The organism is Kribbella sp. NPDC026611, from assembly GCF_040638345.1.
Taxonomy (GTDB): Bacteria; Actinomycetota; Actinomycetes; order Propionibacteriales; family Kribbellaceae; genus Kribbella.
On record NZ_JBEZYC010000007.1, the window covers coordinates 188,115 to 206,740 of the forward strand.

General features: G+C 69.2%; 19 protein-coding genes. 11 read left to right on the forward strand and 8 right to left on the reverse strand.

Annotated elements, in window-relative coordinates; genetic code table 11:
• Window positions 1-43 precede the first annotated feature (43 nt).
• Together AB0E69_RS27795 and mce are read right to left on the reverse strand one after the other, a co-directional pair.
• Window positions 44-946: a sensor histidine kinase gene (locus AB0E69_RS27795; protein WP_360152210.1), complete on the reverse strand. Its 903-nt coding sequence runs from the start codon at window positions 944-946 to the stop codon at window positions 44-46.
• 52 nt (window positions 947-998) lie between these two features.
• Window positions 999-1,430 (reverse strand): methylmalonyl-CoA epimerase, encoded by a 432-nt coding sequence (mce, locus tag AB0E69_RS27800; RefSeq protein WP_360152213.1) that lies wholly within the window; start codon window positions 1,428-1,430, stop codon window positions 999-1,001.
• A 93-nt stretch (window positions 1,431-1,523) separates the two neighbouring features.
• On the opposite strand from mce, the gene AB0E69_RS27805 reads away from it, so the two are divergent.
• The 4 genes from AB0E69_RS27805 to AB0E69_RS27820 all read left to right on the forward strand — a co-directional run bounded on the left by AB0E69_RS27805 (window position 1,524) and on the right by AB0E69_RS27820 (window position 4,911).
• Window positions 1,524-2,726: an acetyl-CoA C-acetyltransferase gene (locus AB0E69_RS27805; protein ID WP_360152216.1), complete on the forward strand. Its 1,203-nt coding sequence runs from the start codon at window positions 1,524-1,526 to the stop codon at window positions 2,724-2,726.
• Entirely contained in the window at window positions 2,726-3,682 is a 957-nt protein-coding gene (meaB, locus tag AB0E69_RS27810) for a methylmalonyl Co-A mutase-associated GTPase MeaB (RefSeq protein WP_360152219.1), read from the forward strand. Before AB0E69_RS27805 ends, meaB begins: the two co-directional genes overlap by 1 nt.
• 256 nt (window positions 3,683-3,938) lie before the next feature.
• The gene (locus AB0E69_RS27815; RefSeq protein ID WP_360152222.1) at window positions 3,939-4,097 is read left to right on the forward strand and encodes a hypothetical protein; all 159 of its coding nucleotides are present in this window, start codon (window positions 3,939-3,941) and stop codon (window positions 4,095-4,097) included.
• 88 nt (window positions 4,098-4,185) lie between these two features.
• A complete protein-coding gene (locus AB0E69_RS27820) occupies window positions 4,186-4,911 on the forward strand; it encodes a PH domain-containing protein (protein WP_360152225.1) in 726 nt (241 codons plus the stop codon).
• Window positions 4,912-4,913: 2 nt separating this feature from the next.
• Here AB0E69_RS27820 and AB0E69_RS27825 read toward each other — a convergent pair whose 3' ends face one another.
• The 4 genes from AB0E69_RS27825 to AB0E69_RS27840 all read right to left on the reverse strand — a co-directional run bounded on the left by AB0E69_RS27825 (window position 4,914) and on the right by AB0E69_RS27840 (window position 7,816).
• The gene (locus tag AB0E69_RS27825; protein ID WP_360152227.1) at window positions 4,914-6,188 is read right to left on the reverse strand and encodes a DUF6596 domain-containing protein; all 1,275 of its coding nucleotides are present in this window, start codon (window positions 6,186-6,188) and stop codon (window positions 4,914-4,916) included.
• The gene (locus tag AB0E69_RS27830) at window positions 6,185-6,532 is read right to left on the reverse strand and encodes a YciI family protein (RefSeq protein ID WP_360152230.1); all 348 of its coding nucleotides are present in this window, start codon (window positions 6,530-6,532) and stop codon (window positions 6,185-6,187) included. Before AB0E69_RS27830 ends, AB0E69_RS27825 begins: the two co-directional genes overlap by 4 nt.
• A 72-nt stretch (window positions 6,533-6,604) precedes the next feature.
• The gene (locus tag AB0E69_RS27835; RefSeq protein WP_360152233.1) at window positions 6,605-7,327 is read right to left on the reverse strand and encodes a maleylpyruvate isomerase family mycothiol-dependent enzyme; all 723 of its coding nucleotides are present in this window, start codon (window positions 7,325-7,327) and stop codon (window positions 6,605-6,607) included.
• Between the two features lie 42 nt (window positions 7,328-7,369).
• Window positions 7,370-7,816 (reverse strand): DUF4231 domain-containing protein, encoded by a 447-nt coding sequence (locus tag AB0E69_RS27840; protein ID WP_360152236.1) that lies wholly within the window; start codon window positions 7,814-7,816, stop codon window positions 7,370-7,372.
• A gap of 32 nt (window positions 7,817-7,848) precedes the next feature.
• On the opposite strand from AB0E69_RS27840, the gene AB0E69_RS27845 reads away from it, so the two are divergent.
• The 4 genes from AB0E69_RS27845 (at window position 7,849) to AB0E69_RS27860 (ending at window position 12,814) form a co-directional block, all read left to right on the forward strand.
• Window positions 7,849-8,352 carry a MarR family transcriptional regulator gene (locus AB0E69_RS27845; protein ID WP_360152239.1) on the forward strand — a complete coding sequence of 168 codons (504 nt, stop codon included), beginning with the start codon at window positions 7,849-7,851 and terminating at the stop codon, window positions 8,350-8,352.
• Between the two features lie 86 nt (window positions 8,353-8,438).
• On the forward strand, window positions 8,439-10,112 hold the full coding sequence (locus tag AB0E69_RS27850; RefSeq protein ID WP_360152242.1) for a methylmalonyl-CoA mutase family protein: 1,674 nt from the start codon (window positions 8,439-8,441) through the stop codon (window positions 10,110-10,112).
• Window positions 10,033-11,832 (forward strand): NAD-binding protein, encoded by a 1,800-nt coding sequence (locus tag AB0E69_RS27855; RefSeq protein ID WP_360152245.1) that lies wholly within the window; start codon window positions 10,033-10,035, stop codon window positions 11,830-11,832. The genes AB0E69_RS27850 and AB0E69_RS27855 overlap by 80 nt, the downstream gene beginning before the upstream one ends.
• A 43-nt stretch (window positions 11,833-11,875) precedes the next feature.
• Window positions 11,876-12,814, forward strand: coding sequence for a tetratricopeptide repeat protein (locus AB0E69_RS27860; RefSeq protein ID WP_360152248.1), 939 nt, complete (start codon window positions 11,876-11,878; stop codon window positions 12,812-12,814).
• A gap of 7 nt (window positions 12,815-12,821) precedes the next feature.
• Here AB0E69_RS27860 and AB0E69_RS27865 read toward each other — a convergent pair whose 3' ends face one another.
• Window positions 12,822-13,268: a MarR family transcriptional regulator gene (locus AB0E69_RS27865; protein ID WP_360152251.1), complete on the reverse strand. Its 447-nt coding sequence runs from the start codon at window positions 13,266-13,268 to the stop codon at window positions 12,822-12,824.
• Between the two features lie 99 nt (window positions 13,269-13,367).
• Between AB0E69_RS27865 and AB0E69_RS27870 the strand changes: the two genes are divergently transcribed.
• The 3 genes from AB0E69_RS27870 to AB0E69_RS27880 all read left to right on the forward strand — a co-directional run bounded on the left by AB0E69_RS27870 (window position 13,368) and on the right by AB0E69_RS27880 (window position 16,963).
• Window positions 13,368-14,333, forward strand: a complete 966-nt coding sequence (locus tag AB0E69_RS27870) for a hypothetical protein (RefSeq protein WP_360152255.1) — start codon at window positions 13,368-13,370, stop codon at window positions 14,331-14,333.
• 75 nt (window positions 14,334-14,408) lie between these two features.
• Window positions 14,409-15,293 (forward strand): MurR/RpiR family transcriptional regulator, encoded by an 885-nt coding sequence (locus tag AB0E69_RS27875; RefSeq protein ID WP_360152258.1) that lies wholly within the window; start codon window positions 14,409-14,411, stop codon window positions 15,291-15,293.
• A 482-nt stretch (window positions 15,294-15,775) separates the two neighbouring features.
• Complete coding sequence (locus AB0E69_RS27880) at window positions 15,776-16,963, forward strand: hypothetical protein (RefSeq protein WP_360152261.1); 1,188 nt, start codon at window positions 15,776-15,778, stop codon at window positions 16,961-16,963.
• A gap of 92 nt (window positions 16,964-17,055) precedes the next feature.
• Here the strand turns inward: AB0E69_RS27880 and AB0E69_RS27885 are convergent, their stop codons facing one another.
• Complete coding sequence (locus tag AB0E69_RS27885) at window positions 17,056-18,564, reverse strand: citrate synthase (protein WP_360152264.1); 1,509 nt, start codon at window positions 18,562-18,564, stop codon at window positions 17,056-17,058.
• Window positions 18,565-18,626 lie beyond the last annotated feature (62 nt).

The window sequence follows — 18,626 nt, forward strand, 5'->3', positions numbered from 1 at the left end:
CGTCACTTCATCAGTCCACCGTTGTCGGTGGTCTTACCCCGGATCAGCGCAGCCGGGTGTACAGCCGGACCTGCGTGAAGTCGTCCCCGGACCGCAGCTGGACCAGGTCGCAGAGCTGGTTCGCCAGCCAGACGCCGCGCCCGCCCAGCCCGTCGAGCGGGGGCAGGACGCGCCCCACCAGCAGGTCGTCGATCCGCCCGCGGTCCGTGACGTCGGCGATCAGCGCGCCGTCGGCGATCCAGACCGCGAGCTTCCCGTGCCCGCCGCCGAACCGGAGGCTGTTCGTGCAGACCTCGTGCAAAGCCAGCGACAGGTCCTCGAGCCGGTCCCGCGAGACGCCGTGCGACGACGCCTGCCCGCCGACCCACTGCCGTACGTCGCCGAGCTCGGCCGGCCCGAACACCCACCGCTCGGCCCGATCCGGTACGTCGACCAGACCGGTCCGGAACTCCTTCTCCGCAAGGGCTTCCGCGCCGGAATGCGTCACCGTCGGGTCGATCCCGACCGACGCCTCGTAGGCGCAGTACAGCCGAAACGAGCCGTCGCCGGCGAAGGCGATGTCCGACAACGCCTCGTGCAACAACACCTCGTCGTACTCCGCAAGGCTCCGCCCCCGGTACGCCGTCTCGCACAGCCCGCGAAGTGCACGCTCCGGATCACGCCCGAGAGCCTCGCGCCAGAACGGGATCAGCCGCGCTGGGTTGCCCGCGGCAACGGTCGCGTCGGCGAACCGCACCGCGTCGGCGGCGGAGCCGAGGGCGGCCCGCAGTACCGCGATCCGTTCCGGTGGAAGTACGGCCACGACGTCGTCCCCCGCCGCCAGACCCGCGTGAACGAACGCAGCCGAGCGCTGCACGAACTCCCTGTCCGACGAGTAGACGAAGGCGTCGTGCCGGAAGCCGGTCGGCGCACCGTGCATGGAGTCGGTGGCGCTGTCCTTCAGCACCCGAACAGCGTAGACCGCCGCATCCAACTCCGGCGGGTGTCGGCGCGTGCCGTCACGCGCTGTGCGACACCGGTGGCTCGACGAGTTCGACCAGCACGCCGCCGGCCGATCGAGGGTGAAGAAAGTTCACCCGCGAGCCGGCGGTTCCGCGCCGCGGCTCGTCGTACAGCAGCTCGGCGCCCCGGGAGCGCAGCGTGGCCGAGACGGCGTCGAGATCGGTGACCCGGTAGGCGAGCTGCTGGATGCCCGGACCGCGCTTGTCCAGGAACTTCGCGATCGGTGACGCGTCGGACAACGGCGCCAGCAGCTGGATCGACGAGCCCGACGTACCGACCGACAGCATGGCCTCCCGGACGCCCTGCTCCTCGTTGACCTCCTCGTGCGCCACGGTCATCCCGAAGAGGTCGGCGTACTGCCGCACGGCCGCGTCGAAATCGGGGACCGCGATCCCCACGTGATCGATCGCCTCGAAGAGCTCGTCCATGCCCTTCACCCTAGGACCCGATCCCGGCAAGACGTCGTTCGTGTGACCCGTTCGACAGCCGCGTACCAGTGCTCGCGCAGGTATCGTGACGATATGTCTGACACGCGGAACCAAAGCGTCATCGTCGCCGGTGCACGGACCCCGATCGGGCGGTTGCTGGGCGGTCTCAAGGGCTTCACCGGCGCCGAGCTCGGTGGATTCGCGATCAAGGGCGCGCTGGCGAAGGCCGGCGTCGCGCCGGACCAGGTCGAGTACGTGATCATGGGCCAGGTGCTGCAGGCCGGTGGCGGTCAGATCACCGCCCGCCAGGCCGCGGTCAAGGGCGGCATCCCGATGGACGTGCCGGCGATCACGATCAACAAGGTCTGCCTGTCCGGGCTGAACGCGATCGCGCTCGCCGACCAGCTGATCCGCGCCGGCGAGTACGAGGTCGTCGTGGCCGGTGGCATGGAGTCGATGACGAACGCGCCGCACCTGCTGCCGAAGTCCCGCGAGGGCTTCAAGTACGGCGATGTGCCGCTGGTGGACTCGATGGCGTACGACGGGCTCTGGGACGCGTTCACCGACCAGGCCATGGGCGCGCTCACCGACCAGAAGAACAACACCGACGAGAAGCTGAGCCGCCAGGAGCAGGACGAGTTCAGCGCTCGTTCGCACCAGCGCGCCGCCGAGGCCTGGAAGAACGGCGTGTTCGCCGACGAGGTCGTCCCGGTCGAGGTGCCGCAGCGCAAGGGCGACCCGCTCGTGGTGGACAGCGACGAAGGCGTCCGTGGCGACACGTCGGTCGAGGTGCTGGCCAAGCTGCGGCCCGCGTTCGGCAAGGACGGCACGATCACGGCCGGTTCGGCGTCGCAGATCTCGGACGGCGGCTGTGCCGTCGTCGTGATGAGCAAGGCGAAGGCCGAGGAGCTCGCGCTCAGCTGGATCGCCGAGATCGGCGCCCACGGCTCGGTCGCCGGGCCGGACTCGACGCTGCAGAGCCAGCCGGCGAACGCGATCGCGAAGGCCTGCTCGAAGGAAGGCATCGCGCCGGCCGAGCTCGACCTGATCGAGATCAACGAGGCGTTCGCGGCCGTCGGCATCGCCTCCGCGCGCGAGCTGCAGGTCAGCGAGGACAAGGTCAACGTGAACGGCGGTGCGATCGCGCTCGGCCACCCGATCGGGATGTCGGGCGCGCGCCTGGTGCTGCACCTCGCGCTGGAGCTCGGTCGCCGCGGTGGCGGGGTCGGTGCGGCGGCGCTGTGTGGCGGTGGTGGCCAGGGTGACGCCCTGATTGTTCGCGTACCGAAGATCTGATGCCACGCCGCACCCCGCCTGTCGGTGAGCTGGTCGAACGTGCCCGGGACGGGGATTCCCGGGCCGTCGCCCGGCTGATCTCGCTGGTCGAGGACGAGTCGCCGCTGCTGCGCGAGGTGATGGCCGCGCTGGCGCCGTACGCCGGTCACGCGCACATCGTCGGGATCACCGGCTCGCCCGGCGTCGGCAAGTCCACGTCGACGTCCGCGCTCGTCTCGGCGTACCGCGAGACCGGCAAGCGGGTCGGCGTACTCGCGGTGGACCCGTCGTCGCCGTTCTCCGGCGGGGCGCTGCTCGGGGACCGGGTGCGGATGCAGGACCACGCGACCGATACCGGCGTGTTCATCCGGTCGATGGCGTCGCGTGGGCACCTCGGCGGGCTGGCGTGGTCGACGCCGCAGGCGCTCCGGGTGCTGGACGCGGCCGGGTACGACGTCGTCCTGGTCGAGACCGTGGGTGTCGGGCAGTCCGAGGTGGAGATCGCGGGCATGGCCGACACGACGCTGATCCTGCTCGCGCCGGGGATGGGGGACGGGATCCAGGCGGCCAAGGCCGGGATCCTCGAGGTCGGCGACATCTACGTGGTGAACAAGGCGGACCGGGACGGCGTACAGACCGTGACGCGCGACCTGCGGGCGATGCTGGCGCTGGCGGAGCGGGTCGAGGGCGCCTGGGTGCCGCCGATCCTGAAAACGGTTGCATCCCGCAACGAAGGCGTCGCCGAGGTGGTGCAGGCGATCGAGGACCGGCTGGCCTGGATGGAGTCGAACGGGGTGCTGACCGAACGCCGGCAGACCCGGGCGCGGGACGAGATCGAGGCGATCGCGACCACCGCGCTGCGCCGCCGGTTCGCCCATCTGCACGGCGACGCGCGGCTCGACGTGCTCGCCGCGAAGGTCGCGGACGGGGGTACGGATCCGTATTCGGCGGCCGACGAGCTGATCGCGGCCTTGTGATTTAGGTCTCGTGTGCAACACTCGATCACACAGTGTCACAACGTTCCCCGCTCGCCCGTGGGAACCGCGGGACCTGGGATCCACGTCTCACGGCGGCGCGCCGGTGGCTGCCATGCCCCCGGATCCGTTACAGAATGGACCTTGTAGCTGGTGAGCATTGTGCGGTGGGCTGTGTTCAGTCAGTGACAATTGGTGACGGTCCGTGATACAAACTCAAACACAGTCGACCGAGTGGTTGCGAACGAGGAGTGGCGACATGCCGAAGAAGCTGTTGATCTGGTCGCTCATCGCGTTTGCCGGCTTTTACCTGTTCACGCAGCCGGCCAACGCCGCCAACGCGGTGGGAGGGGCGTTCTCGGCCGTCGGTGACGCGTTCGCGAGCGTCATCACGTTCCTGACCGCGCTGTTCAGCTGATCTGCGGTTCGAGTGTCCCGTTGCGAGCGATCGTGCGGGACACTTGGCTGTACGGGGTCAACCGACGGCGTGACAGGGGAGTGAGCGGATGGCCGGAATTGGCCTGTTCCGGATCTTCGACCCGAAGGTCCGGCGCCATCTGATCTCGGACGAGGGTGAGGTCGTCATCGACGAGGTGCGGCACCACTGGGTGGTGTTCACGTTGCCGATGCTCGAGGTGGTGCTCGCGGCCGCGCTGCTGATCACCATGGCCAGCACCAAGATCGGCGGTCAGCCGGTGCTGCTGGCGATCGTGCTCGTCCTCCTCGGCCACGCCTTCTGGCAGTTCCTGACCCAGCATCGGGACCGCTTCGTGGTCACCAACATGCGCGTGATGCGGATCCGCGGCGTCTTCTCGCAGACCGTCGCGACGACCCCGATCGCGCGGGTCCTGGACATCACCCTGCAGAAGCCGATCATCGGCCGGATGCTCGGCTACGGCCACTTCGTTTTCGAGTCGGCCGCCCAGGACCAGGGCTTCCGCGAGATCAAGTGGGTCAGCCGGCCCGACGACCGGGACCTGACCATCCAGCGCGTCATCCAGCGCACCGGTCTGCGGGCCTCGGCGAGCGTCGACGTCGTCCAAGGCGACGAGGACTCCGACGACGACGGCACGGGCCCGATCGGGATGGACTCCGCGGCCGAGGTCAGCGGCGCGTACGCCCCGGTCACCACCACCACGAAGTCGTCGTCCAACGAATCGCGTCCGGCCCCGTCGACGGGAGCGAAGTCGATCTTCAACTCCGAGCGCGGCAACTGGAGCGACGAGGACTGACCTCAGCCGGCGGCCCGGCTCCGGAAGTGTTCGAGCCGCTGTTCGCGGTGCAGTCGTTCGGTCGCGGTGGTTGGGCCGGCCAATGAATTGGTCAGCTCGGCCACCGCTTCGTCGTACCGGTGCAGGCGGGCCAGGAGCTCGGCCCGGACGGCTTGCGAGCGAGGCGTGGGTGGGACCGCGTCCAGGAGCGGAAGGGCCGCCTCGGGGCCGTCGGCTTCGGCTTTGGCGACTGCTCGGGCCAGCTCGGCGGCGGGGCTCGGCGCGAGGTCGATGAGCAGGTCGTAGAGGCGGAGGATCTCGCGCCAGTCCGTGGCCGAGTAGCTGGGGACTCTGGCGTGCTCGGCGGCGATGGCGGCCTGGAGCTGGTACGGGTCTGCCTGGCGGTCGGAGCGGATGAGGGAATCGTTGAGCAGGGCAACGCCTCGGGTGATCAGCGACTGGTCCCAGAGGGAGCGGTCCTGGAGGTCGAGGGTCACTGCCTCGCCGGCTTCGTTGAGGCGGGCGGGACGGCGGGACTCGCTGAGGAGCAGCAGGGCCAGGATCGCAGTGGGCGTGGGCTGTTCGGGGAGCAGAGAGTGCAGGAGCTCGGCCAGGCGGATCGCCTCGGTGCAGAGGTCGACGTCGTACGCCGCTTCGCCTTCGAGAGGCGCGTGGCCGGCCGTGTAGAGGGAGTGGATGACGGCGCAGACCGCGGGGAGGCGGTCCGGGAGCTCGCTCTCGGTGGGGACGCGGTACGGGATGCGGGCGGCGGCGATCTTCTGGCGAGCCCGGACCAGGCGTTTGGTGGTGGCGACCTCGGTGGTGAGCAGGACGCCGGCGATCTGCGCGGGGGAGAGGCCGCAGAGGGTGCGGAGCGCGAGCGCCACTCTGGTTGCCGGGGACAACGATGGGTGACAGCAGGTGAAGATGAGCCGCAGCAGGTCGTCGGGCACGATGTCTGCCGGCTCGAGCTCGAAGCGTTCGGGGTCTTCGAGGTCGAGGCCGGAGTGCTCGGGCCGGGTCTGCTCGAGGAGCTCGGTGCCGGCGCGTTCCTTCTCGGCGCGGGCTCGCTCCCGGCGCAGGATGTCGATCGCCTTCCGCCGGGCGGTGACGGTCAGCCAGGCGCGCGGCTCGGGCGGTACGCCGGTCACCGGCCACGCGTTGAGCGCCGCCACCGTCGCTTCCTGCACTGCATCCTCGGCCAGCTGCACGTCCCCGACGGTCCGGATCAAGGTCGCAAGAATCCGCGTGCCCTCGATCCGGACCGTCTCGGCGACCGCGTCGTGCCGGGTGTTCACTTCGCCAGGATGACCGGGCGCACCTCGACCGCGCCGCCCCACGCGGCCGGGATCTCGGCGGCGATCTTGACCGCTTCCTCCAGGTCCTCGGCCTCGATCAGGTAGTAGCCGGTGAGCGCTTCCTTGGTCTCGGCGTACGGTCCGTCGGTGGTGATCACCGGCCCGCCGCGCGTCCCCTCGACCCGGACGACGGTCGCCGTCGAGGTCGGGTGCAGGACAGCGCTCGCCTTCACCTGCTCGGCGAAGTCCACGCCGAACTTCCGGTACTCGGCGAGCTCTTCGGCCTGCTCGGGCGCCCACCAGTCGACGTCCGCTGTGTAGGTCAGTGCCAGGTACTGCGCCATCTCAGTCCTCCTCGTCTCAGGACCACTCTGGCCCCTCAGCAAAGGAACGAACAGCCAGGCCGGATCAGGACATCAGGTCGTACATTCCGATACCCGGCCGCGGAACGCCCGGACGACCTCCGCGTCGCCGGCGGTCTCGATCGCGTCGTCACCGACCCGGCCCCACAGCCACAGGTACACCGCGGCCGGCTCCCCGAAGATCTCCGCCGCCGCGTCCCCGGCCGACCCCTGCTGTACGTCGACACTCGTCGCGTCCGCCCGAACCGTCCACGACCGCCCTGCTGCCGTGAGCCGGATCGTCGCATCCACCGGGTACGCCGTGTCGCCCTCTTCCCACCATGGGCCACCGATCGTCGGGTACAGAACCTCGTCGATCCCGTCCAGTGCGAGCTCCGGGTCGATCGGCGTCACCACGTCGTGCGCCTGCTCCACGTCGATCCGGTGCACGGTCGTCTCGTGCGCCATCCGCCGGTACCAGAACGCGGACGTGCTGTCCCGCGGGCTGAAGGTCCACGTCTCCAGACCGGTCCCCGCCTTCTCCAGCGCCTCGACGATGGCGACGCGCGCCTCGTCGTACCACGTCAGAGACTCCCGTCCGGAGAAGTCCGGCGGCCACTCCTCCGGCAAGGCGCCGAGCCGCAGCACCTCGATCTTGTGCTCGTAGACCTGAGCCACATGCTGCACCACCGAGTCGACCGTCCACCCCGGACAACTGGGCACCGCGGCATCCAGCCCCATCCGCGCCACCTCACTCAGCCGCCCCGACTCACTCCGCACACTCGCCAGATAGTCCATCCCCGAACCCTCCCAGACCCCACGGACAGTTTTTCGTCGCGGTTATTTCGCGCGTTGCTTGAGCGCTGCGACCCAGTCGGCTGTCTCGGTATGGCTGATCTCCACGACCCGCTCGGCGAGCAGCCGGCTCGCGTCGTCGGTGGTCTCGTAGCGCCCGGCGCGCTGCACGTAGAGCCAGGCCTCGTTCCGCAGGTCCTCGGCGGTACGTCGGTACGTCGGGTAGGAGTCCTTGAACCCGAACAGCGTCCGGATGCCCTCGGCCAGCGCGATCACGCCACCGAGCACCGGCGCGAACCAGGTCGGCGCCTGGATCGCCAGCGAGATGGCAATGAAGAGGGCGGCCAGCAACTGGATCGAGCCGAGCGTGCTGTAGGCGATCCGGGAGTAGTTGGCCTGCCGGTTGTACCAGCGGAAGCGGAGGCTGATGAGCTGCTCGGCGGGCGCGTCGGTGCCGAGCGCCGGGAAGTCGGAATCTCTGAGTTTCGACATGGTGGGAACAGTCTGGGGCTAATCTTCGGGCCATGGCGAGGAAGAGGGCGTTGCCGTTCGATCCTATTGACGAGGCTTCGCGGCAGTGGGGTCGGCGGTGGGGGGCCGTGGAGCAGATGCGGGCCGTGACGTCGCTGATGCGGGCGCAGCAGATCGTGATCAACGAGCTCGACGAGCTTCTTCGCAAGCACGGGTTGACGTTCGCGCGGTACGAGGCGCTGGTGCTACTGACGTTCTCGCGGCGCGGGTCGTTGCCGCTCGGCAAGATGGGGGAGCGGCTCCAGGTCCACCCCACCTCGGTCACCTCGATCGTTCGCCGCCTCGAGGCCGCCGGCCTCGTCACCCGCACGCCGCACCCCGACGACGGCCGCGCGATCCTCTGCGAGATCACCGAAGAAGGCCGCGACCTGGTCGAACGTGCCACCACCGACCTGGTCACCCACGACTTCGCCCTCGGCGGCCTCAACGACGAGCAGCTCAAGATGCTCTGGTCCGTACTGGAGCCGCTGCGCCACAACGCCGGCGACTTCACCTGATCGGCGGGACCCGTTCACACCCGGCGGATGGAAAATAGTTGGACGTCCTAGTATTTTGGGGAGCAGTTCCCGAGGAGGTCTTACTGATGGATGCCGAGCAGGTTGCCGCCGGACGTAGCCGGTGGCAGGAGCGGTACGACGCGTCCCGGAAGCGGGAGGCCGACTTCACCACGCTGTCCGGCACCGAGGTCGAGCCGGTGTACGGGCCGCCGGAGGGGTACGACGACCCGCGGATGGAGCGGATCGGGTGGCCTGGGGAGTTCCCCTTCACGCGCGGGCTCTACGCGACCGGGTACCGCGGCCGGACCTGGACGATCCGCCAGTTCGCCGGCTTCGGCAACGCGGAGCAGACCAACGAGCGGTACAAGATGATCCTGAACGGCGGTGGCGGCGGTCTGTCCGTTGCGTTCGACATGCCGACGCTGATGGGTCGCGACTCCGACGAGCCGAAGTCGCTCGGCGAGGTCGGGCACTGTGGCGTCGCGATCGACTCGGCCGCGGACATGGATCGGCTGTTCAAGGACATCCCACTCCAGGACGTCACCACCTCGATGACGATCTCCGGCCCCGCCGTACCGGCGTTCTGCATGTACCTGGTCGCCGCCGAGCGCCAGGGCGCGGACGTGACCAAGCTCAACGGCACGCTGCAGACCGACATCTTCAAGGAGTACATCGCGCAGAAGGAGTGGCTGTTCCCGCCGGAGCCGCACCTGCGCCTGATCGGCGACCTGATGGAGTACTGCGCGAGCACGATCCCGGCGTACAAGCCGCTGAGCGTGTCCGGCTACCACATCCGCGAGGCCGGCTCGACCGCCGCGCAGGAGCTCGCCTACACGCTCGCCGACGGGTTCGGGTACGTCGAGCTCGGCCTGTCCCGCGGCCTCGACGTCGACGTGTTCGCGCCCGGCCTGTCGTTCTTCTTCGACAGCCACCTGGACTTCTTCGAGGAGATCGCGAAGTTCCGCGCCGCCCGTCGGATCTGGGCGCGCTGGCTGCGCGACGAGTACGGCGCTCGCACGGAAAAGGCCCAGTGGCTGCGGTTCCACACCCAGACCGCCGGTGTCTCGCTGACCGCGCAGCAGCCGTACAACAACGTCGTACGCACCGCCGTCGAGGCGCTCGCCGCGATCCTCGGCGGCACCAACTCGCTGCACACCAACGCGCTCGACGAGACGCTCGCGCTGCCGAGCGAGGAGTCGGCCGAGATCGCGCTACGGACGCAGTCGGTGCTGATGGAGGAGATCGGCGTCACCAACGTCGCCGACCCGCTCGGCGGCTCCTGGTACGTCGAGGCGCTGACCGACAAGCTCGAGGCCGAGGCCGAGGAGATCTTTGCCCGGATCAAGGAGATGAGCCCGGACGGGTCGATGACCGGCGGGATCCTGCGCGGCATCGAGGACGGCTGGTTCATGGCCGAGATCGCCGACGCCGCGTTCGAGTACCAGCAGAAGCTGGAGAAGGGCGAGAAGAAGATCGTCGGCGTGAACACGCTGACCGACACCGTGTCCGGCGAGCTGGAGATCCTCCGGGTCAGCCACGAGGTCGAGATCGAGCAGTGCCGGGTGCTCGCGGCGCGCAAGGCTCAGCGCGACGAGGACCGGGTCCGTCGTACGCTGTCGGCTCTGGTGGAGGCGGCCAGGGGTACTGGCAACCTGATCGAACCCATGCTGGAGGCGGCGCGTGCGGAGGCCACGATGGGGGAAATCTGTCACGTTCTTCGGGAACAGTGGGGCGAGTACCGAGAGCCCGCCCGGTTCTGAGGATCCACCGCCGCCACCGCCCCGCATCGGGCCCGAGGAGCCGGCCGGACCGGCCGACGGGCGCAGCGTGGTGGTGTGCGGTTCGGACCGCACCATGCTCCGGGTGGTCACCGAGCTGGTGAGCTCGGGCGAGCGGGTGACCGCGATCGTCAACCCCGCCTCCCGGCACTACGACCGGATCAGCGAGCTCGGCGCGACCGTGATGGGCGTCCGGGTGATCAGCGAGAGCCTGCTCCGGCGGGCCGGCGTGGACGCGGGCGACGGTAAGCCCTCGACCGCGCGGGCGCTGGTCCTGCTGGACACCGACGACGTCCACAACGTGCACACGGCGCTGACGGCCCGGGATATGGATCCGGAGCTGCGCATCGTCGTACAGATGGTCAACCCGCGGCTGGGCAAGCAGCTGATCAGCCTGCTCGGCGATTGCGTGGTGATCAACGGGCCGTCGCTCGCTGCGCCGGCGTTCGTCTCGGACGCGCTGGAGGACGACGAGCTGACGTGGCTCGAGCTCGGCGGGCGCCGGCTCGTTGCCGGTCAGGCGGACCTGATCCGCGATCCGCACCTGATGGTGCTGGCCGACACCACGTCGTCCGCGACGCCGGAGCTGCTGCCGATGTCGACCTCCGACCCGGAGGGCGACATCGTGCTCGGCACCGGCGTGCGGACCGTGTGGCGGAGTCGCGACGTACGGCGGGCCGGCTGGCTGATGGGGATGCGCGACATCTTCGACAGCCGGGTCCGGCGGATCGCGGCGGTGATGGCGATCCTCGTCGCAGCCGGTACGTCGGTGCTCCACTTCTTCGGCCACATCGAATGGTGGCGGTCGATCTACCTCGCGGCCGGTGCGGTTACCTCGGCGGGGATCGACGACGACAAGTTCTCGAACGCGGACCCCTGGGTGAAGGTGGTCGGGGTCGCGGTGCAGCTGACCGGGATCGTGCTCGTGGCACTGCTGACCGCGGTCGTGGTCGACTCGCTGATCGGCGCGCGGCTGTCGCGGATCATCGGCGGAGTACGTGGTCGGCCGCGCAACCACGTCGTGGTCTGCGGCCTCGGTACGGTCGGCGCCCGGGTGCTGGAGATCCTGTCCGAGCGAGGCGTCGCGGTGGTCGGGGTCGACCAAGACGACGACGCGCCCGGTGTGCAGGTCGCGCACCGGCTCCGGATCCCGGTGATCATCGGCAACAGCAGCAATGAGGAGACGCTGCGCTCGGCCGGTGTCCAGCGTGCCCAGGCCGTGCTGGCTATCACCGACGGGGACATCACCAACCTGGAGTCGGCCATGGTCGCCAGGGACCTCAACCCGGAGTCCCGGATCACCATGCGGATGTTCGACCACGACCTGGCCCAGCGGGTCGAGCGGCGGCTCGATCTGGGCCACAGCCGGTCAGTGTCGATGCTGGTCGCACCTGCGGTCGCTGCTGCGGTGGCAAACCGGCGTAGTCAGGTGACGGTCCCGGCCGGTCGCCGTGTGCTTCTGCTGACCGAGGTGACCGTCGAGCCGGGGTCGGTCGCAGCTGGTCTGCGGCTGGGCGAGCTGGACGAGGCGGGCGGCCTGCGGGTGCTGGCGCGACAGGACCCTGGAGAGGCGTGGGAGTGGACGCTGAAGTACGAGCGGGTGCTCCGTCCTGGCGACCGGATCGCAGTCGCCGGCACCCGGAGTGGCCTGGCCCGGCTACTCTTGGCGACCCGGCCGCAGCAAGGCTCGGCCGCGTCGTAGAAGATGGACCTGTGAACGAAGCGCACGGAATGCGAGGGCAGTGGTGAGCCAGTCCAACTTCTCCCGTCCTGGGGCGATCGACCTGTCGTCCCTGCGCAAGCCCGCTGCGGGCGGTGCCGCGGCGGCGCCCGGTGGTGGAGCTCCGGCCGGCGGTGCCGGTGGTTCGTACGTGCTGAACGTGAGCGAGCCGACCTTCCAGTCCGACGTGATCGAGCGGTCGCTGCAGGTCCCGGTCGTGGTCGAGTTCTGGTCGCCACGCTCGCAGGCGTCGGACACGCTCGGCCCGGTGCTGGTCAAGCTGTCCACGGAGTACGCCGGCAAGTTCCTGCTGGCCCGGATCGACATCGACGCGAACCCGCAGCTGGCCCAGGCGGTCGGCGTACAGACCGTGCCGCTGGTGATCGCCGTACTGCGTGGGCAGGTCGTCCCGCTGTTCCAGGGGCCGGTTGCTGAGGCCGAGGCGCGGCAGTACCTCGACCAGCTGCTGACTGTCGCAGTGGCGAACGGCATCACCGGTCGGGCTGAGCCGGTCGGTGCGCCGGCTTCCGGTGCGCCGGAAGAGGAGGACGCACCGAACCCGCGGTACGAGAAGGCCGAGAACGCGGTCGGTGCGGGTGACCTCGACGGTGCGATCGCGGCGTACGAGGAGCTGCTGAAGGAGACGCCGAGCGACGCCGAGGCGAAGTCCGGGCTGGCCCGGGTGCAGCTGTACAAGCGGACGCAGGACGTGCCGGCCGACGTGCGGACGCGCGCCGCCGACAACCCAGGCGACGTCGAGGCACAGATGCTGGTCGCGGACGTCGATCTGATGGGGGGACACGTCGACGATGCGTTCGATCGGTTGATCAAGACCGTTCAAACGACCGCGGGTGATGAGCGGAACGCCGTACGGCTGCATCTGCTCGAGCTCTTCGACGTCGTCGGCGCCGATGACGAGCGGGTGGTCAAGGCTCGTCGTCGGCTGATGGCCGCGCTCTTCTAGGTTTCTTCTAGGTTTTTAGGATCGGGTCGCTGGTCAGGGTCTCGGAGACCCTGGCCAGCAACTCCTTGAGCGTCTCCAGCTCGTCCTTGGTGAACGCTGCGGCCAGTCGGCGCTCGACGCCGGCGGCACGCTCATCCGCGTGGTCCAGCGCCTTGCGGCCGGCCGGGGTCGGGCGGGTCTCGATCACGTGCTTGTGCAGTGGGTGCGGCGTGCGCTCGATCAGCGCGGCCGCCTCCAGGTTGCGCAGGATCGTCGTCATCGTCTGCGGCGTGACCAGGCACCGCCGCGCCAGCTCGGCGGCCGAGATTCCCGGCTGCTCGTCGAGCACGAACAGGGCGGCGTACTGCGGAACCGTCAGCCCGGCCGGCTTCACGGCGGCCGACTTCGCCGCCTGCAGCTCCTGCTCCACGCGCTTGAGGTGACTGCCGAGCCGCTGGTCGAAGGACATCCGCATACGGACCATCGTACGAACGACGGCGGTGATATATGCATTGACGAGCATCAGAGGTCTGATTAGTCTCTGTGTTCGTATCTACTAGAGGAGAGGTTTGTGATGAAGCTTCGTGTGCTGGGTGCGGCGCTGGTGATGCTCGCCGTACCTGTTGCTCCTGCCGGTGCTGCGGCCTCCGCGGCGCCGGCGCAGATCGAGGGGCGGACGGCCGACCGTTACCCCGAGGGCATCGCCTGGGATCCAACCCGGCGGGCGTTCCTGATCGGGTCGATCGCCACCGGACGGATTTCGGTGGTCGGCGCGGACGGCGTACCGCATCCGTTCGGTGCCGCGCCTGGGGTGTCCACGTTCGGCCTTCATGTCGATGCCGCGCGCAACCGTGTGCTGGTCACGTACGCCGATATCGGCCAGGGTGAGCGATCGTCGGACGCCACCGTGAACAAGCAGTCCGGGGTTGCGATCTACGACCTGCGCACCGGTCGGCTGGAACGACGGGTGGACCTGAACACTGTGCGGCTGAACCCGGTCGCAGGCAACCACGGCGTCAATGATCTCGCGATCGATGCCGGTGGCAACGCTTATGTCACCGACCCGGCGGGAGACGCGATCTACAAGGTGTCGGCGGCTGGGCATGCATCGGTCTTCGTTCGCGACGACCGGCTGCGGAGTTCGTCGATCGGGGCCAACGGGATCGTGTGGGACCCGGCGGGGTATCTGCTGACGGTTCGGTATGACACGGGCAAGTTGCTCCGCATCTCGTCGGGTGGCCGGCTTTCCGAGGTGTCGATGGGTACGGCGTTGGTCGGTGGCGACGGGCTTGCGCTCAACCGGTCGGGTCGGCTGACGGCGGTCACCAACAAGCTCGGTGCGGCCGGTGTGGAGGCGGTGACCGTGCTGACCAGTCGGGACGGGTTCCGGACCGCGCAGGTGCAGTCGGTCGAGGCGTGGCCGGTCGCGGGACCGACCACGGCGGCGCTCACGCCGTACGGGACCTACGTGTTGAGCGGGCGGATCGACGTACTGCTGGCCGGCGGTCAGTCCGACGAGTTCACGATCCGCCGTGCGTAGGTTGGCTTGCTGTGGCCGGAAACGGTCAGTGTGAATTCTTGTAATTGATGGCTGGATGCTCTGAGAATTCTTTACATGAGAGTTCCGGCGGAGTCTCCGGTGCCGAGCCTGGAGGTGCGGTTACGCGGTCTGCTCCCTGCGCTGAGTCCGGCGCAGGGGCGGATCGCGGCTGAGGTACTGCGGGATCCGGCGGGCGTCGCGTCGTCGACGATCGGGCAGCTCGCGGCGCGCTGCGGGACGTCGCTGCCGAGCGTGACGCGGTTCTGCCTCGCGCTGGGGCTGTCCGGGTACGCAGAGCTGCGGCTCGCGCTGGCGGCGGAGAGCGGGCGGACCAGCATCAGCTGGGAGCGGGGGACCGGGACCGAGGTGGGGCCGGACGACTCGCTGGACGACGTACTGCGAACGCTGCTGCGCGCGGACACGCGGGCGCTCGAGGACACGGTGGCGTCGCTGGACGTGGACGCGCTCGGGCGCGCCGTACGGGCGATCTCGGACGCGCGGCGAATCGACCTGTACGCGGTGGCCGGGTCCGCCTCCGTCGCGGAAGACCTGCGGCTGCGCCTGCACCGGATCGGGCGCGGGGCGAGCACGTGGAGCGACGTACACACGGCTTTGGCCAGCTCCGCCCTGCTCGGCCCCGGGGACGTTGCCGTCGGCATCTCCCACAGCGGCGAAACCATCGAGGTCCTCGAACCGCTGTCCCGAGCCGGCACCCAAGGCGCCACCACAGTCGCCGTCACCAACTACCCGCGCTCACCCGTCGCCCGCGCCGCCGACATAGTCCTCCTCACCGCCGCCCAAGACATCACCTTCCGCACCGGCGGCCTCTCCGGCCGCCACGCCCAAATGATCGTCCTGGACGCCCTCTACCTAGGTGTAGCCCAACGCGACTACCCCCTAGCAGAACAAGCCTTCGACGCCACCGCCCAAGCAGTCTCCACCCACCGCCACCCCCACTAACCCCGCACCCCGCCCATCCACCCGCGCCCGTCCCCCCGCCCAGCCACCCACAGCAGCCACCCACAGCAGCCACCCACAGCAGCCACCCACAGCAGCCACCCACAGCAGCCACCCACGCCGCGGCACTAGGCCCCTGGCCCAGGCACCAGCACGCTCGCACCCACCCGCCAGCACCTCCGGACCAGCACCCCGGCAGCAGCACCCCCGCCTAGGGCCGCCCCGCTGGCTTTTCAGACACTCCGTTCGGCCGCCTTCGAAGGAGCATCATGCAGAGTCCTCATCGTGTTCTCGGACCTACTCGTCGCACCCTCCTGCTGGGAGCTGGGGCGACTGCGGCAGCGGCAGCTGGGGTTGCAGCAGCTGGCCCGGCTGCTGCTACCGCCAGCGGATCAGCTGCGTCTGCCGGCCTGACCACCGGCTCGGCGACAGCCGCGATCCCCTCGCCTGACACGCTTCCCTTGACGGGTGGGACGGAGTTCCCGGTGGGGTTGTTCTGGCCGCCGCACCCGTACGCAAGTACGCCGGAGCGCTTCGCCGAGATCAAGAACGCCGGGTTCGACTTCCTGCTGTCCGGCAACTACGCCGGAGACGGCAACATCTTCCAGTATCAGCTCGGCCTCGCCCGCGACGCCGGGTTGAAGATGCTGATCTCGGACGACATCCAGATCCGGAACATGTCCCGTTGGTTCTCGATCTCCGACAACCCCGCCGACTTCCTCAGCGTCACCCCGGGCGAAGCTCAAGCCCTCTACGTCCGCGCCCGCGACGCCTACGGACCCTTTTCCTCCCTTGCCGGGTTCAACTTCTACGACGAGCCCGGCCCGGGCTGGTTCGGCACCCTCGCCAAAGCCGTCGCGATCTCCCGCGATCTCGCCCCGGGCCTGCTGCCGTACATCAACCTCTTCCCGTCCGACGACCCGAACTACTACCGCGACTTCATCGACGTCGTGAAACCGTCGCTGATCTCCTTCGACCGCTACCCGCTGCTCTCCGAGGGCCGCGAGGACGCGAACTACTTCCACAACTGGGCGATCGTCCGCGACGCCGCCCTCCGCGGCGACGTACCGTCCTGGGTCTTCATCCAGACGCTCGCCTACAACGACCACCGCGAACCGACGGCGGCCGAGCTGCTCTGGCAGGTCAACGTCAGCCTCGCGTACGGCGCCAAGGGCATCCAGTACTTCACCTACTGGACCCCAGAGAAGGCCCGCGGCGAAGGCTTCGGCCCCGCACTGATCACAGTCGACGGCCAACGCACCCCGCGGTACGACGCCGCTCGTGAGATCAACACCACGTGGCTCCACCAGGTCGGACGCGAGCTCAAGCCGCTCGTGTCCGAGTCCGTCGTCCACACCAACGAGAACCCGCTACCGAACGGCGCCGTCGGCTTCACCCCGACGAACCTGGTCTCCGGGATCGCCGGGAACTCGTTGGTGGTCGGGACGTTCCGCTCGCGCGACACCGCGGTCCGGGACCGCTGGCTGCTGGTGGCGAACCGCTCCCACAGCTCGCGAGCGCGCGCGTCGATCGCACTGAACCAGCAGACGGTCGCGGGGGCCGGTCAGTTCGATCCGAAGGGGCAGAGCTACACGCCGGCAACGATGCGCTTCCCGGTGCCGGTCTACCTCGCGCCGGGCGAGGCAACGCTGCTCAAGCTCACCGCGAAGTAGTTCCCGGCGAACTTCACGCGGACTTGTTCACGGCGGACGGCGGACTGGCTGACCGCGAACGGGTTCACGGCGAGCTGGTTTGGCGAACTGGTTCAGGGGGTTTGACCGGTGTAGACGCCCATCGCGCGGAAGCGAAGGGCCGGGGCCGCGTACTCCTCCAAGGCGTGCGCGGTCCAGCCGATCATCCGGGCAAGCGCGAAGATCGCATCACCGGCGTCGGGCCGGAAGTCGTACGCGTGCATCATCGCGGCCAGCGCGAGATCGCTGTTCGGGAACGTCGAGGTCCGCTCCGCGATCGCGTTCACGGTCGCGACGATCGGCTCGTCCTTCATCAGCTCGAGCAGTACTTCGGCGCGCGGATCGTGCTGCTGGTAGATCTTGTGCCCGAACCCGGGAAGCGGCTCGCCCGACCGCAGCTGATCGGACAACGCCTGCACGGGATCGTCCTGCGCTCGCCGGAGAAACTCGTAGGCCAGCGTCGGCGCGGCCCCGTGATACTGCCCGTCCAGCGCCCCGAGCCCCGCCGAAATGACGGCGTACAAATTCGCCCGGGCACTGGCCGCGACCCGAGCCGCAACGGTCGACACCGCCAGCCCATGGTCTGCCAGCAGAATCAAAGCCGCATCCAGCACCTCGGCCCGCGCCGACTGCTTGGAAACCTTCGCCCACAGCTGCCCACCCAGCGATGCCCGCACCCGGGTCGGCCCAGGCAACGCAGCCACCAACGTCCCGATCAACCTCCCCGCCGCACCCGTCACCGCAGGCACCGACAGGTCGAACCGCAACGGGTCCGCAGCCCCCAACACCGCAACCGCCACCCGCAACCGATCAGTCAACCGCGCCCCCTCCGGCAAAACCTCCATCCCCGCCCGAGCCAACAAAACCCCCTCCCGCCCAACCCCAAACCCCAACCCCTCCGAGGCCCCAACCCCCTCCTCGCCACCACCTAGCAGGTCACCCGCCGCCCCACCGGACACAGCCGCAGATACACCCCCGCGCCACTCAGCACCACCACGCAAAGCCGCCCGCCCCACCCCACCCGACCCGCGCTGGTCCGCCCCATCCGACCCGCGCTGGTCCGCCCCACCTGACCCGCGCTGGTTCACCCCACTCGACCCGCGCTGGTCCGCCCCACCCGACCCGCGCTGGTTCACCCCACTCGACCCGCGCTGGTCCGCCCCAGCGGCCCCGCGCTGGTCCACCCCAGCCGTCCCGTGTTGGTTCACCCCACTCGACCCGCGCTGGTCCGCCCCACCTGTCCCCGGGTGGGGTTGGTTGCCGGTCCAGAGGAGGTGGGCTACTTGTTCGACTGTGGCGGTGGTGGCTAGGGAGCGGGCTGAGAGGCCTCGGTAGTAGAGCTCGTCGTCCTTCAGCAGGGTTAGTTGGGACTCGATGCGTTCGACTACCCCGGAGTGCTCCTGGGAGCGGCCGGCCAGGCGTTCTACCTCGGTTGCGGGGAAGAGGCTGCCGCGGCGGCCGCGGGCGCGCACGCTCGTGAGCAGGCCGCGGCTCACGTACGCGTAGATCGTCTCCGGCTTGACCTGGAGACGGCGCGCCAGCTCCGCGGTCGTCAGGTAATTCTCGTCACTCTCCGGCGACATCCCCGCTCCTCCATCAACTCATATTGACTGGATCAATATTGACAATAGTTGATTGCCTGTCA